The sequence below is a fragment of the Methylosinus sp. Ce-a6 genome (assembly GCF_009811655.1).
Classification (GTDB): domain Bacteria; phylum Pseudomonadota; class Alphaproteobacteria; order Rhizobiales; family Beijerinckiaceae; genus Methylosinus.
Genome location: NZ_BGJX01000009.1, coordinates 1 through 13,457, shown reverse-complemented (window position 1 = coordinate 13,457; position 13,457 = coordinate 1). Strand labels below are relative to the sequence as shown.

The window sequence follows — 13,457 nt, the reverse complement described above, 5'->3', positions numbered from 1 at the left end:
TCGGCGGCGTTTGTTTTTCGTGTTCAGGGTGACTGACGAAGGCTCCCTCATCCCGAGGAGCGGCGGCAGGCCGCGTCTCGAAGGACGAGGGAGCCGTCAGGCGCGCCCTCTGGAGCCTCGCCCTCGTGCTTCGAGACGCCCGCTGCGCGGGCTCCTCGGCATGAGGGCGAGGGGGCGCCCGCTTTTGCTCCTCACCCTTCGTGCTTCGCCGTGATGCGTTTCACGGCGGTCACGCCCGCATGGACGGCGACGGCGCCGCCGACGACCGCGGCGGCGGCGAGGCCGACCTCATCGGCGTTATGCTCTATGCCGAATTGCTGGATCTTGGTCAGGCGATCGTAGAAGGAGCCCTTGTCCCAGAAATCCTCCTCCGAGCAGCCGATGCAGCCATGGCCGGACTGAATGGGGAAGGAGACGCCGCCGTTCCAGCGCACGGTGGAGCAGGCGTTGTAGGTGGTCGGGCCCTTGCAGCCCATCTTATAGAGGCAATGGCCCTTGCGCGCCGCCTCGTCGTCCCATTCCTCGACGAACTGGCCGGCGTCGAAATGCGGGCGGCGATAGCATTTGTCGTGGATGCGCTGCGAGTAGAACATTTTCGGCCGGCCCTGGCGGTCGAGCTCGGGCAGCTTGCCGAAAGTGGTGACGTAAGTGACGACGCCGGTCATCACCTCGGCGATGGGCGGACAGCCCGGCACCTTGATGATCGGCTTGTCCTTGATGACCTTGTCGATCGGCGTCGCCTGCGTCGGATTGGGCTTGGCCGCCTGCACGCAGCCCCAGGAGGCGCAGGCGCCCCAGGCGATGATCGCCATCGCGTCCTCGGCCATCCATTTCAGCTTCTCGACGAAGGGCTTGCCGCCGTCGATGCAGAACATGCCGCCCTCGTTCAGCGGCGGATTGCCCTCGACGGCGAGAATATATTTGCCCTTGTACTTTTCCTTCGTCTCCTCGAGGATCGCCTCGGCCTGATGGCCGGCGGCCGCCATGATCGTGTCGTCATAGTCGAGCGAGATCATCGACAGCACGACGTCCTTGGCCAGCGGATGCGCCGAGCGAATGAAGCTCTCCGAGCAGCAGGTGCATTCGAGCCCGTGCATCCAGATCACCGGAATGCGCGGATTGGTCTCCAGCGCATGCGCCATCTGCATGGCGGCGGTCTGACCGAGACCGAGGCTCGCGGCGGTGAGCGAGCAGAATTTCGTGAAGCTGCGGCGCGTGACGCCCTGACGGCGAATGACGTCGTAGAAGGTTTCGATGGCGGCCATTTCCCTTCCCTGCCTTTGTGCAATGCGGCATTCGCGCGACGGCGCCGCTTGGCCTAAGTGGCGCAAGTTGCAGGCCAGAAGCGGGAAGTGGAGAATTTTTCCAGATTATGAGGCGATTGCGACGGGTTTCTTCGGATGTGGAGGGGCGGGCGGCAGGAAGCCGCTTTCCAGGCGCGGAAAGACTCTAGACAGTCAATGCGCCGTGCAGACCATGCAGGGATCGAAGGAGCGCACGATATGCTGCACCGCGACATTGGTCGCGCCCTCCTCGCCGACCTCGAGGCCCGCGAGCGCCTGCTCGAGCGGACCGGGATTGCCGGCGGCGTCGCGCGGGGAGAAATTCCACGTCGTCGGCGCGACGATCTGATAGCGCTCGATCTGCCCGTTCCGAAAACTCGCCCAATGTCCGAGCGTCCCGCGCGCCGCCTCGACGAAGCCGGCGACGGCGCCGTCGGCGAGCGGCGCGTCGGCGACGCAATAGGGCTCGCCCGGCCGCAGCGCGCGCGTCCAGTCCTCCATCGCCTTCGTCAGCAGCGCGACTTCCAGAACCCGCGCGACGACGCGGGCGAAGACATTGGAGGCGCCGCCGTTCGCCAGCAGATCGCGGATCAGCGGATGGCCGGCGACGGCCTGGCGCGCCAGCGCGCCGACCTCGACGGCGCGCCCCTCGAGCCGCGGCGCCTTGGCGAAACTATAGGCTCCCGCGCGGCGGATGTCGGGCAGCGTCTCGGCGCGGGCTGGATCGGCGGCGGTATCGCGCATATAGGCGTGCGAGACATCCTCCTCGACCCGGGAGAGCAAAGGCTCGCGCAACAGGCCGGTCGCCGTGTCGAGAAGGCCCGCGGGAAAGCGATGGCCCCGCGGGCCGAGATAGGCGCCGGCGCAGAGCAGCGGGCCGGGGCCGCGCCCCATCTCCTCGAGGGCGAGATCGCGGGCGATGCGGATGAAGGCGGCGAAATCCCCCGCCGCGCCGGCGCCCTCCGCGAAGCGATCGAGCTCTCGCGCCGAGGACAGTTCGATCGCCGCATCGAGCGGGGCGGAAAAGAGCGCGCGCTCGAGGAAGGCGCGGAAATCCACGATGAGGGCGAGGAGACGCATCTCTTCGCCGAGCGCCAGCGCCCTTGTGACGCCGCCCGGGCGGAAGGCGAGGCTGTGCGGCCATTTGCCGGCGATGAGCCCCATCGTTTCCAGCAGCCGCGCGCGGGCCGGCAGCGCCTCGCGCAGCGCCGCGCCGGAGACGGCTTTGAAGCGCGCCTGCGTAGCCTCATGCCAGCGCCGTCCCGCATAGGCGGCGCGGGCGAAATCCGGCATGAAGAAGACGTAGAAATGCGTCAGATGGTCGGCGATATTCTCGGCCGCATGGGCGATATCGGTGGCGAGCAGCCCGTTCGGCGCAGGTTCGAGCCGCTGGGCGGCGCGCAGAACGGCGGCGGCGGCCAGCGATTGCGAGACCGAGCAAATGCCGCAGATGCGCGGGGCGATCGCCAGCGCGTCCGCGGCCGGACGGCCGAGCAGCAATTGCTCGAAGCCGCGATAGAGCGAGGCCGAGACGCGCGCCTCGCGCACCACTCCGTCCTCGACGTCGAGAGTCACCTCGAGGTCGCCCTCGACGCGATTGAACGGCCCGACGACGATGCGGCTCATGGCTTCTTCTTCTCGGCGCCGGGCGTCGGCGCGCGCGCGACGCGATCGCTGCGCGCATTCTCGCGCACGCGCTTCGGCGTCGCCGATTTGGAGAGGGCGGCGAGGGCGACGAACCAGGCCTTGGGCATGTCGAGCGGCAGGCCGACAGGAATGCCGCCGATCTTGGGCGTGCGATGGAAGCCGCGCGTCGCCTCGAAGCCCGGCGAGGTGCAGGCGATGCAGGTCGAGCCCGCCTGCGTGCAGGAGCCGCCGCCGTTCCAGGCGCGCTGATTGCAGTCGCCCACCGCCTGCGTCGCCTTGCAGCCCAGATGCTCCATCAGGCAGCCGCGCTCGGAGAAATCCTCCGCGCTCGCCTTGAACTCGTAGAATTCGTTGCGGCTGCAGCCGTGATGGGCGAGATGGTCGGCGAAGATGCGTGGCCGACCGAAATCGTCCATGTCGGCCTGTGTGAAGCGGCCGAGCGAAAGCGCGAGCAGTGTTTCCATGATCCAGCCGGGATGCGGCGCGCAGCCGGAGACATTGACGACCGGCAGCCCCTTTCGCGAGCGATAATCGGGGCCGAGCGCGCCGCCGAGATCGACGCCGGAAAATTGCAGCCCGCTGGCGTCGGTCGGGTCGGGCGTCCCGGCGGGAACGCCGCCGAAGGACGCGCAACTTCCGACGGCGACGCAATAATCGGCGCGCGGCGCCAGCGCGCGCGCCCAATCGAGCATGGTGCGGCCGGTGCCGGAAAGCTTGTTGAAGAGGCCGGTGCCCTCCGGACCGTGGAGGATCGAGCCCTCGATGCAGAGCGCGCCGAGCGTCTCCTCGCCGCGCTCGACGCGCGCGAGAATGGCGCGCGCCTCCTCGCCCGTCTCCTCGCTGACGCTCGGATGCCAGAGGAGGCGCATTCCGAAGCCGCGCAGCTCCTCGAACCAGCCGGCGGCGCCGCGCTCCAGCGCCGCCATGGTGCAGCCGCCGCAGCTGCCGGCCTGCAGCCAGAGCAGAGTGAAATCGTCGCGCTCCGTCGTCATCATCCGTTCCGTCGGGGAGACGCTTCGCGCCTCTCTCGGCCAGGATCGTATCGCAATTCGGCCGGGGCGCCCAAATCGACGCCATGGCGCTCGCGCTATCCGCGTCTGCCCGTACTTCAACATGGCTTCGTCGTTCAATATGAGTCTTTCGACCATGAGCGAATGGCGGCGAGGTGAAAGAGACGAAGAAGCGCTAGCGAGGCTCTCGAAATCCCAGCGAAAGTCCAGCGGCGCGAGAGCCGTGAAATGGTTCGAACGCCGCCCAAGGGCGTCATGGTGGAGCTCGAGATTCGATCCCGAGAGCGGCAGAGCGATCGTGGGCCGCGCCCGGGCAGAACCCGATCATTCGATTAGAGCGCTTTCCGCTCGAACGGAATCGTTCGAGCGACGAGAATTCGCTCCAAATGAAAAGCGTGACCAGTTTCCGATCCAAAAGGATTGGAAACTGGTCTCGCGCTCGAAGCGGAGCCTTTATGACCGATCCGAACTCGCTGACGAATGGGGCGACCTTCATGCCGGCCAAAGATGCGGCATCGCCGCGCGCCAACCTCGATACCGCGACAATCGCGAGCTTCGGCGACGAGTGGTCTCGCTACGATCAATCGTCGCTCGACGATGTCGAGCAACGCCGCATTTTCGAGCGCTATTTCAAAATTTTCCCATGGGAGAGATTGCCGCCGGGCGCGGAGGGCTTCGATATGGGCTGCGGCTCCGGCCGCTGGGCGCGGCTCGTGCAGCCGAACGTCGGCAAGCTCAATTGCATCGACGCCAGTAACGAGGCGCTGGCCGTTGCGCGACGCAACCTCGCCGATCGCGGCAATATCGCGTTCATTCATTCATCGGTCGATGGCGGGCCCGTGCCGGAAGGCAGTCAGGATTTCGGCTACTCGCTGGGCGTGCTGCACCATATTCCCGATACCGCCGGGGCCATGGCGTCCTGCGTCGGCCTGCTCAAGCCCGGCGCGCCGTTCCTCGTCTATCTCTATTATCGTTTCGACAATCGCCCCGCATGGTTCCGTCTCGTCTGGAAGGCGAGCGAGCTCGCCCGCGCCACGATCAGCGGGATGCCGAACGGGATGAAACATATCCTGACGGACATCATCGCGCTGACGATCTACTGGCCGTTGGCGCGGCTCGCATGGTGCGGCGAGAGGCTCGGATTCGATGTGCGCAATCTGCCTCTCTATGGCTATCGAGACTACGGGCTCTACACCATGCGCACGGATGCGCGCGATCGGTTCGGCACGCCGCTCGAGCAACGATTCACACGCGAGGAAATTCGCGCGATGATGGCTGCGGCGGGGCTTGTCGACATCGTCTTTTCCGATGACGAGCCATACTGGTGCGCCGTCGGCGTCAAAGCAGCGCGATAGCCGAAAGGGCAAGCAGCGGGCTGTGAGGGAATCTCGCCCTTGGCGTTCCCCGTCCGAGCGGACGCCGGTTCGGCGTCGGAAACGCGTCGAAACAAAAGCCTGGGGTCTGTCCGTGTTTCGACTGGTCACGGAAAGAGTCTAGAACTGCGCGTGCAGCCTCAGGCCGAAGACATTGATCGGGCCGCGCGCGGAATTATGCGCCGGATTGCCGATGAGCTGATAATCGAGCGTCAGCTCGACGCCGTCGCGGAGATTGTATTTGTAATAGGTCTCGAACACTTTCTCGCCGGCGTAGGAGAGCGCGCCGTCGCCGATATAGACGCTGCGGCCGCCGAGCCCGAAATAGCGAATGCGTGGCCCCGAGAGGCCAGAGAACACCACGGCGCCGCCGATCTCGTCCTTGTCGCGCCCCCAGAGCGCGCCGGCGGCGGTGAAGCCCGTCGACAGCGAGCGGTCGATGTCGGTGTAGTCGACCGTCTCGAAACGTCCGTCCGACATGCTGGCGCGCAGGAAGAAGCCGATCTCCTTGGAGAGCTGCTGCTGCACATTGATTCCGCCGCCGACTTTGACATGGCGCTTGCGCACAAAGGGATTGTTCACATCCGGCGGAAAGCTTCCAGTGAGGAAGGCGAAGTCGATGATGTCCTGGACCTTTGCGAGATTGCCATTATCGGCGAAGGCCAGGAATTTGACCACGCCCGACCGATCGAAGAGGTCGTAGCGCGCCTCGAATTCGGCGACGCCCATGAATTGGCGGCCGATCTGCGGCTCGATATAGGGGCCGTTCGGAACTTCCGAGAGCTGGAACAGGCCGCCGCGCGCGGTCCACCAATCCTGCTTCCATTCGAGCGCGGCGCCATAGGTGTAGCCCCAGGAGTCGGCGGCATAGTCGAAGGCGCCGAGCGTGTTGACGCCGAAATTCAGAAAGCCCGTCGTCGGGTCGTGGGCGTATTTGTTGTCGTCGAAAATATCCGGCACGCCGAATTTGCCGATGGTGAGGATCAGCCGATCCTTGTCGACCTTGCCGGAGAGCTGGTTCTGCGTCGATTCGAGCACTTCGTTGAAGGAGCCCGTATCTGGGTCCTCGATTTTCTCGCCGCCATCGAGTCCGATGATCTGGCGCAGGAAATAACGCTGGAAGCGCATATAGGGGGCGGCGCGCCCCACTTTCGCGACCGCGCCGTTCACATAAGACGCGGCCCCGAGGGAATTGGCGAGGCCGTAGCCCAGGTCGATCTCCGGATTGAGATAGACGGCGGCGCCCCCCCACAGCCGCAGGCCCATGAAGAGATTGCTGGTCGAGCCGGCGTTGGCGAGACCATTGGGCGGGAAGCTGTGCGCGCCCGAATAGAGCGCGGGGAACTCGGGATAGCCCTGCAGCACGGCGGTCGTCTGGCCGTGAAAGCTGTAGAATTCCTCCGAATTCTCGGGTTTCTCGTCCTTTGCGTCCTTTTTCTCGTTTTCCTCCCTTTTGCCCTTCTTCTTTTGTGTTCCCGTGTCCGCGCCTTTCGACTTGTCGGCGCCGCCGTCATTCGCCTTCGCCTTCTCGCCCGAGTCCGTCTCGCTCGCTTTCTCCTCTGCGCGCGCTTCTTCCTGCGGATCGAAACGATAGTTCAGGCCGAACCGCAGAATATGCGCTTCGCTGCGCTGGCGCGCGGCGAATTGGAAGGAGAGATCGTTGTCATAGACGCGGTTCTGCAATTGCTGATTGAGATAGAGATATTCGAGCCGCGCCGAGACATGGTCGGAGAGCGCATGTTCGACGCCCGCGCCGACCGCATATTTCATGCGTGAGGATTGCGAGACCGGCGCGAAGAAGAGTCCGAGCGGGCCGGCGTCGTAGAAGACGAGATTGGAGGCGCCGCGCCAGCCGCCGGCCGCGACGCCGGCGGTCGCATAGAAGAGCGAGCGGTCGAGCGCATAGCCGAGGCGGCCGCGAATGCTGGCGAAATAATCGCCGTTCTCGTCCGAGGTCAGCCCATAGCTCGTGATCCCGAGCGGTCCATAAGCGACGGGCGCCGGGAAGAGGCCCGTGGTGGCGCGGCGAATTCCGAGAAAATTGAGATCGGTTTCCAGCCCATAGACCCAGGGACCCTTTTGCCAGTCATAGCCGATCTGCGCGCCGAGGCTCGCGCCGGCGCGGTCGCGGTTCGGCGCGGGGAGATCGAAGGCCGGGCTCGCGAAGCCGCCTCCCGCCTCGAGCCTTCCGCCGCTTCCGATCGGAAAGCCGCCGCCCGCGTTCAGTCCAATATGGAGTCCGGCCCAGGTGTAGGCGGACGGGGGCGGCGTTTCGGATGGTTGATCGGCGGCGACAGCGGGGCCCGCGCAGGAGGCCGCGAGGGTCAGTGTCGCCACAGCGGCGAAATGGGCGGGCTTCATCGGCTCGACATCGGTGTTGCAAGCGATTCGCATTCTGTCAGAATTTCTTGTCTCGCGTGCGAATGGGGAAAACGTACGATCGAGCAAGCTGCAACTTCGGCAACCTGGCGAATCGAGGGTCGCGCCGACATTCTCGGTTGTGACGCGCAGCGCATGGCTTATCAATGGCCAGCGGACCGGGAGTCCTCGTTTCGATAGACGTCGCGTCACGCTTTCGACGATTCTTTTCATCATCTGGCTCGCTTCTTGCCACGTTCTGGCGGAGAGGCGCTATGTGCGGCGTGAGCGGCGTTCGCCGAAAAGCCGAGGGAGAGCGAAAAACGTGCTTTCGAAGGTGGCGCAATTCGACGAAATGGGGGGCTTCGAAGGCTCGACCCGCCCGCCTTATGAAAAGCTCGCCAAATGGCTGGGCTCGGTCGAGCCCGAATTCCTCGCCTCGCGCCGGGCGCAGGCCGAATTCCTGTTTCGCCGCATCGGCATCACCTTCGCCGTCTATGGCTCGCAGGAGGCGACGGAGCGCCTCATTCCCTTCGACATTCTGCCGCGCATCATCGCCCGCGCCGAATGGGCCGAGCTCGAGAAGGGCTTGATCCAGCGGGTGAAGGCGCTCAACCTCTTCCTCGCCGATCTCTACGGCGCCGGCGAAATATTGAAGGCGGGAGTCGTCCCGTCCGAGCTCGTCTACCGCAATCCCGCCTTCCGGCCGGAAATGGCCGGGCGCCGCGTCCCGCACGATATTTTCGTGCATATCGCCGGCATCGACATCATCCGCACCGACGACGACGGCTTCTTCGTGCTGGAGGACAACGCCCGCACGCCGTCGGGCGTCTCCTATATGCTGGAGAATCGCGAGGTGATGATGCGGCTGCTGCCGGATCTCTTCGCGCTCCACCGCGTCGCGCCGATCGAGAATTATCCGGACCAGCTGCTGGCGACGCTGCGCTCCGCCGCGCCGCGCGGGGCGGGGGCCGATCCGGTGAGCGTGCTGCTGACGCCGGGCCAGTTCAATTCCGCGTTCTACGAGCATTCCTTCCTCGCCGACAAGCTCGGAATCGAGCTTGTCGAGGGGCGCGACCTCTTCGTCAAGGACGACATCGTCTATATGCGCACCACGGAGGGGCCGCGCCGTGTCGACGTCATCTATCGCCGCATCGACGACGACTTCCTCGATCCTCTGGCCTTTCGTCCCGACTCGGCCCTGGGCGTCGCAGGCTTGATGGGCGCCTATCATGCAGGCAATGTGACGCTCGCCAATGCAGTCGGCACAGGCGTGGCCGATGACAAGGCGATGTACACCTATATGCCGGATGTGATTCGCTTCTATCTCGGCGAGGAGCCGCTGTTGCAGAACGTGCCGACCTGGCGCTGCCGCGAGAAGGACGCTCTCGCCTATGTTCTCGACCATCTGGGCGAGCTCGTGGTGAAGGAGGTCAATGGCTCGGGCGGCTATGGGATGCTCGTCGGCCCCCACGCCACGCGCGCGCAAATCGCGGAATTCGCCGGCAAGCTCGCCGATAATCCCGCCAATTTCATCGCACAGCCGACGCTGGCGCTCTCCACCTGCCCCGTGTCGGTGGCAAGCGGCGTCGCGCCCCGGCATGTCGATCTGAGGCCTTTCGTGCTCTATGGCGCCAATGGCGCGAGCGTCGTGCCCGGCGGCTTGACGCGCGTCGCCATGACGGAGAATTCTCTGGTCGTGAACTCCAGTCAGGGCGGCGGAACCAAGGACACCTGGATCATCGACGACGCGCCGCTCGCGCGCGCGTGACGACATCGCAAGAGCTGAAAAGAACGCGCGCCGAAACCACGGGACCTCATGCTCTCACGCACCGCCGACAATCTCTTCTGGCTGGCTCGATACATGGAGCGCGCGGATTTCCTCGCGCGCATATTGCAGGCGTCGAGGCGCCTCGCCACGCTGCCCAGGGCCTATGGCGGCATGGAGACGGAGTGGGAGAGCGCGCTTCTGTCCTCCGGCGCGGCTCCCGCATTTCACGCGGCGGGGCTCGCCGTCGACGAAGCCAATGTCACCCGGTTCCTGGCCTTCTCGCCCGACAATCCGAGCTCGATCCGCAATTGCATCGAGCTCGCGCGCGCCAACGCCCGCGCGGTGCGCACCGCGCTCACCGTGGAGATGTGGGAGGCGATCAACGGCGCCTTTCTCGAGCTGAAAGCCTTCGAGCAGGCGCGCGGCCGCTCCGCCGAGGATCTGACGCGCTTCCTCGATTTCGTGAAACAGGTGTCGGCGGCTTACGACGGCGGCGCGCATAGGACCATGTTGCGCAACGACGCCTATTGGTTCTCGCGCGTCGGACTCTATATCGAGCGGGCCGACAACACCGCCCGCCTCCTCGACGTGAAATATCACGTGCTGCTGCCGGAATCGGAGGCCGTCGGCGGCTCGCTCGACTATTTCCAATGGACGGCGATCCTGCGCGCCGTCTCCGCCCACACCGCCTATCATTGGGTCTATCGCGACAGTCTGAAGCCCTGGCTCGTCGCAGATCTGTTGATTCTGCGGCCGGAAATGCCGCGCTCGCTGATCGCCTGCTACGAGAGCGTGGTGCAGAACCTCGATCGTCTGGGCAAGTCGCACGGCAAGCAGGGGCCCGCACAGCGCCACGCCCGCGCCGTGTTCGGCCAGCTCGAGCAATCGACGATCGAGAGCGTCTTCCACAATGGGCTGCACGAGTTCATTCAGGGCTTCATCGCCGACAATCATCGCTTGGGCGCGCTGGTCTCGGAGCAATATCTTTTCTAGAGCGTTTCCAGCCGAAGTGGACGCCGGTTCGGCGTCGGAAACGCGTCGAAACAAAGCCGAGAGTCTTTTCATGTTTCAATGAAACATGAAAAGACTCTAAGATGACGCAGGAGCGATATTCCCGGCTCCCCTTTCGGTGATAGATGCAGATAAGAGTGAGGCGCGAGACGATTTTTCGCTATGCCGAGCCCGCCAAGGCGGCGGTCCAGAAACTGGCGCTGACGCCGCGCAACTACGATGGTCAGCAGGTGCTCGACTGGCGCATCGACGTCGACCGCGACTGCCGCCTGCGCGCCTGCGAGGACGCCTTCGGCAATATCGTGCATACGATCTACGTCGACGGGCCGCTCGAGCAGCTGACGACGATCGTCGAGGGCGCGGTCGAGACTTTCGACACGGCGGGCGTGGCGCACGGCGCGATCGAGCGTTTTCCGCCGGAGCTCTATCTGCGCGAGACGCCGCTGACCGGGGCGGACCCGGGGCTCTGCGATTTCGCGCTGGAGGCGACCTCGCGCCAGTCGGACGCGCTGTCGAAGCTGCATGCGCTCGTCGGCGCGCTGCATGAGGCGCTGATCGTCGAGGAGGAGCCGACGGCCGGCGCCGTGGCCGCGGCCGACATCTTCGCGCGCCGCCGCGGGGCCGCGCAGGATCTGGCGCATGTGTTCATCGCCTGCGCGCGCAGCCTGGAGATCCCGTCGCGCTATGTTTCCGGCTACGCTCTGCGCGGCGACGCCGGCGCCGCCGTTCACGCCTGGGCGGAAGCCCATGTGGCGGGGCTCGGCTGGGTCGGCTTCGATGCGGCCAGGGGCGCTTCGCCCGACGAGTCCTATGTGCGCGTCGCCGTCGCGCTCGACCATCTCGGAGCCGCCCCCATTCGCGCCGCCCGCGCCGGCGGCGGCGAGGAGACGATGGAGATGCGGGTGAGCGTCGCCCGCGCGCAGAGCCAGTTCCAGAGCCAGTCCTGAGCCGGAGCGGGCCGCTCACGCCCCCGGTCGGTTTCGAGTGTCATTTTCGGGTTGACAGGGGGGGAGCAAATTCCCCATATGCGCCCTTGCTTCACCGGCCCTCTCGCGGGGCCGTCGCTCGCGGGACCTTCAGGATCCGTCGAGAAGCTGGGGGAATGTCCCGAGCGGCAAAGGGGGCGGACTGTAAATCCGCTGGCTATGCCTTCGTAGGTTCGAGTCCTACTTCCCCCACCATTTCCCCTTACGGTATCGAAACAGGTTAGAGCTGAGTCGAAAACAACTTAAGGCTCGAACGCCCCAAAATACTTGATAGGATTGTTTCCAGACGTGTCTGCACGTAATTCCCGCTACCTTGAGCAACAAAACATATTCATAAAGCAAGATGATAATTGACTCGTTTATCGTTAAATAATGCTGCCGTGAATCATGGGTTTGTCTGCCTCAATAGGCTTTTTGCTTCATTTTTTCGACGTATCGAATAAAGCAATAATGTGAAGCTATGCCTTCACCTGTCCAGATCATCTTGCAAATGTCTTGCCCTTGGAGTGCCGCAAAACACGTTCCCAGGGGGCGTCGTCGAGGGCGCTATCGACCGACACCTACGCTGCTTTTCGTCGGTAGCGTGGCTTTGGCCGGCAATGAGCGGTCGCAATCGACTCTTCCTCGTCCGGCAGCCGGTGAAAGTGCTCATTAAATCGGCGGCCTCAATATTGTGCTAACTTCTTAGGCACATGTCCTCAGGCGACAGACAACGACAGGATCCCGCGCGTGAGCGGGATAGGATGGCTTCGAAGCCGTAGAAGAGAACCCTTACCGCAAGGATGCTCTTGACGGGGTCGTCACACGATCTTCCACCGAACCGGAAGACGGCTTTGCGCCATCCTCAGTGGAATCGTTCCATTCAATGGCGCAAAGCCGTGAATTTTTGTCGGAGGGGACGGAGTTCTTTCTTCAATGGCACTCACAGACAGGAGCACTACAGCCAGAGCCGTTGGTGCAGGACGCCGTCTGACCGGCGCTACAGTTTGTGGTGCAGGTCGAACCGCACGAGTTCGATGCTGTACACGCTATAGCGATGCTATCCAAGGCGACCACGGAGCAGATTGCCAACACGAAAATTTTCAGCACGGGCTTCTCCTTTGCACGTTTGGACACCGAAATCTTTCAACGTATCCAGATGCTCGTACGTTCCGTTAACTATCATTTGTAAGCGGTAAGACTTTCTCGGAGCCGAAAAACGCGACGGTCGATGCACAATGGCTACCCAGGCTCGCCGTGTCGGAGGTCGCGCAGCAGATCGGGCCGAATCAACGCTGCCGCGATGAAGACTGGGGACGACGAAGCCATTCCCGACGATTTGGCACAGGCAGAATTGGGATCGATCCTGCGGCCGGCTCTGAAGCGGGGGCCGATGGATGTGGCTCGCCGCTATCTCCGGGCTGAACGCTAGGAGCCCTCTGCGCTCCCGAGGAGGCACGAAAAGTGTTGCAGGAGCAAAAATGATCGCCGCAACGCTCGGTGACGGTTGGTTTCTGACCGTTCGCGTGCGCTTATCCTTTCCGCTCTTCGACTGACGCTTTCGCAAGGCGATCGCCGCCTTCTTGATATCGGAGAGTTTCGTCGTCGGAGCCGACGTGGCTCGTACTAGGAACGAATTACTCGGGGTTTGCCGTTGTTCTCACCAAGACGGGATCGGCGTCACGCGTTACGAATACGCAGAGGCTGTGGATGACGTAGCATCGCTCGCCTAAAGTCTCGCGTCAGCAGTGGCGTCGATTGAGAGCGCATGGGCCGTCCCGCGCCACCTCCGCGCAAGCTCACAGTCGCATCCTCGCCCGATGAACCGTGAGGGCTGCCGTCGCCTCGCCGCGGCTTGCGGCCATGGATCCGGAAAATAACGAGGCATGAAATTTCCAAGCGTAATTCTAGTCGATCGGAGAATGCGACGGGACGAAAAATGGGCTGGCAGGAGGTTGATATTAGAGCGTCGTCCGAGCATGGCGATTCAATAAAGCGTGGCGGATTCCCATATCTGAAGCGGAGCGCTGATCGGCATC

General features: G+C 64.0%; 8 protein-coding genes and 1 tRNA gene. 5 read left to right on the top strand and 4 right to left on the bottom strand.

Annotation, left to right across the window (positions count from 1 at the left end):
• Window positions 1-191: 191 nt before the first annotated feature.
• From Mspo_RS08035 to Mspo_RS08025, 3 genes are all read right to left on the bottom strand, one after another.
• On the bottom strand, window positions 192-1,265 hold the full coding sequence (locus Mspo_RS08035) for a hydrogenase small subunit (protein WP_159728583.1): 1,074 nt from the start codon (window positions 1,263-1,265) through the stop codon (window positions 192-194).
• A 192-nt stretch (window positions 1,266-1,457) separates the two neighbouring features.
• The gene (locus tag Mspo_RS08030) at window positions 1,458-2,909 is read right to left on the bottom strand and encodes a nickel-dependent hydrogenase large subunit (RefSeq protein ID WP_159728581.1); all 1,452 of its coding nucleotides are present in this window, start codon (window positions 2,907-2,909) and stop codon (window positions 1,458-1,460) included.
• Window positions 2,906-3,922 (bottom strand): HupU protein, encoded by a 1,017-nt coding sequence (locus Mspo_RS08025; RefSeq protein WP_159728579.1) that lies wholly within the window; start codon window positions 3,920-3,922, stop codon window positions 2,906-2,908. The genes Mspo_RS08030 and Mspo_RS08025 overlap by 4 nt, the downstream gene beginning before the upstream one ends.
• 473 nt (window positions 3,923-4,395) lie before the next feature.
• Between Mspo_RS08025 and Mspo_RS08020 the strand changes: the two genes are divergently transcribed.
• Window positions 4,396-5,295 (top strand): class I SAM-dependent methyltransferase, encoded by a 900-nt coding sequence (locus Mspo_RS08020; protein ID WP_244613245.1) that lies wholly within the window; start codon window positions 4,396-4,398, stop codon window positions 5,293-5,295.
• 138 nt (window positions 5,296-5,433) lie between these two features.
• Here the strand turns inward: Mspo_RS08020 and Mspo_RS08015 are convergent, their stop codons facing one another.
• Window positions 5,434-7,707 (bottom strand): carbohydrate porin, encoded by a 2,274-nt coding sequence (locus Mspo_RS08015; protein ID WP_244613243.1) that lies wholly within the window; start codon window positions 7,705-7,707, stop codon window positions 5,434-5,436.
• Window positions 7,708-7,996: 289 nt separating this feature from the next.
• Here Mspo_RS08015 and Mspo_RS08010 point away from each other — a divergent pair, with 289 nt between their 5' ends.
• The 4 genes from Mspo_RS08010 to Mspo_RS07995 all read left to right on the top strand — a co-directional run bounded on the left by Mspo_RS08010 (window position 7,997) and on the right by Mspo_RS07995 (window position 11,634).
• Complete coding sequence (locus Mspo_RS08010; RefSeq protein ID WP_159728577.1) at window positions 7,997-9,442, top strand: circularly permuted type 2 ATP-grasp protein; 1,446 nt, start codon at window positions 7,997-7,999, stop codon at window positions 9,440-9,442.
• Between the two features lie 48 nt (window positions 9,443-9,490).
• Entirely contained in the window at window positions 9,491-10,435 is a 945-nt protein-coding gene (locus Mspo_RS08005) for an alpha-E domain-containing protein (protein WP_159728575.1), read from the top strand.
• Between the two features lie 143 nt (window positions 10,436-10,578).
• Entirely contained in the window at window positions 10,579-11,400 is an 822-nt protein-coding gene (locus Mspo_RS08000; RefSeq protein ID WP_159728573.1) for a transglutaminase family protein, read from the top strand.
• A gap of 149 nt (window positions 11,401-11,549) precedes the next feature.
• Window positions 11,550-11,634, top strand: a tRNA-Tyr gene (locus Mspo_RS07995).
• Window positions 11,635-13,457: the final 1,823 nt, after the last annotated feature.

Coding starts and splice junctions, on each gene's coding strand:
- Mspo_RS08035 (WP_159728583.1), bottom strand. CDS start 1,265: ATGGCCGCCATCGAAACCTTCTACGACGTCATTCGCCGTCAGGGCGTC.
- Mspo_RS08030 (WP_159728581.1), bottom strand. CDS start 2,909: ATGAGCCGCATCGTCGTCGGGCCGTTCAATCGCGTCGAGGGCGACCTC.
- Mspo_RS08025 (WP_159728579.1), bottom strand. CDS start 3,922: ATGACGACGGAGCGCGACGATTTCACTCTGCTCTGGCTGCAGGCCGGC.
- Mspo_RS08020 (WP_244613245.1), top strand. CDS start 4,396: ATGACCGATCCGAACTCGCTGACGAATGGGGCGACCTTCATGCCGGCC.
- Mspo_RS08015 (WP_244613243.1), bottom strand. CDS start 7,707: ATGCGAATCGCTTGCAACACCGATGTCGAGCCGATGAAGCCCGCCCAT.
- Mspo_RS08005 (WP_159728575.1), top strand. CDS start 9,491: ATGCTCTCACGCACCGCCGACAATCTCTTCTGGCTGGCTCGATACATG.
- Mspo_RS08000 (WP_159728573.1), top strand. CDS start 10,579: ATGCAGATAAGAGTGAGGCGCGAGACGATTTTTCGCTATGCCGAGCCC.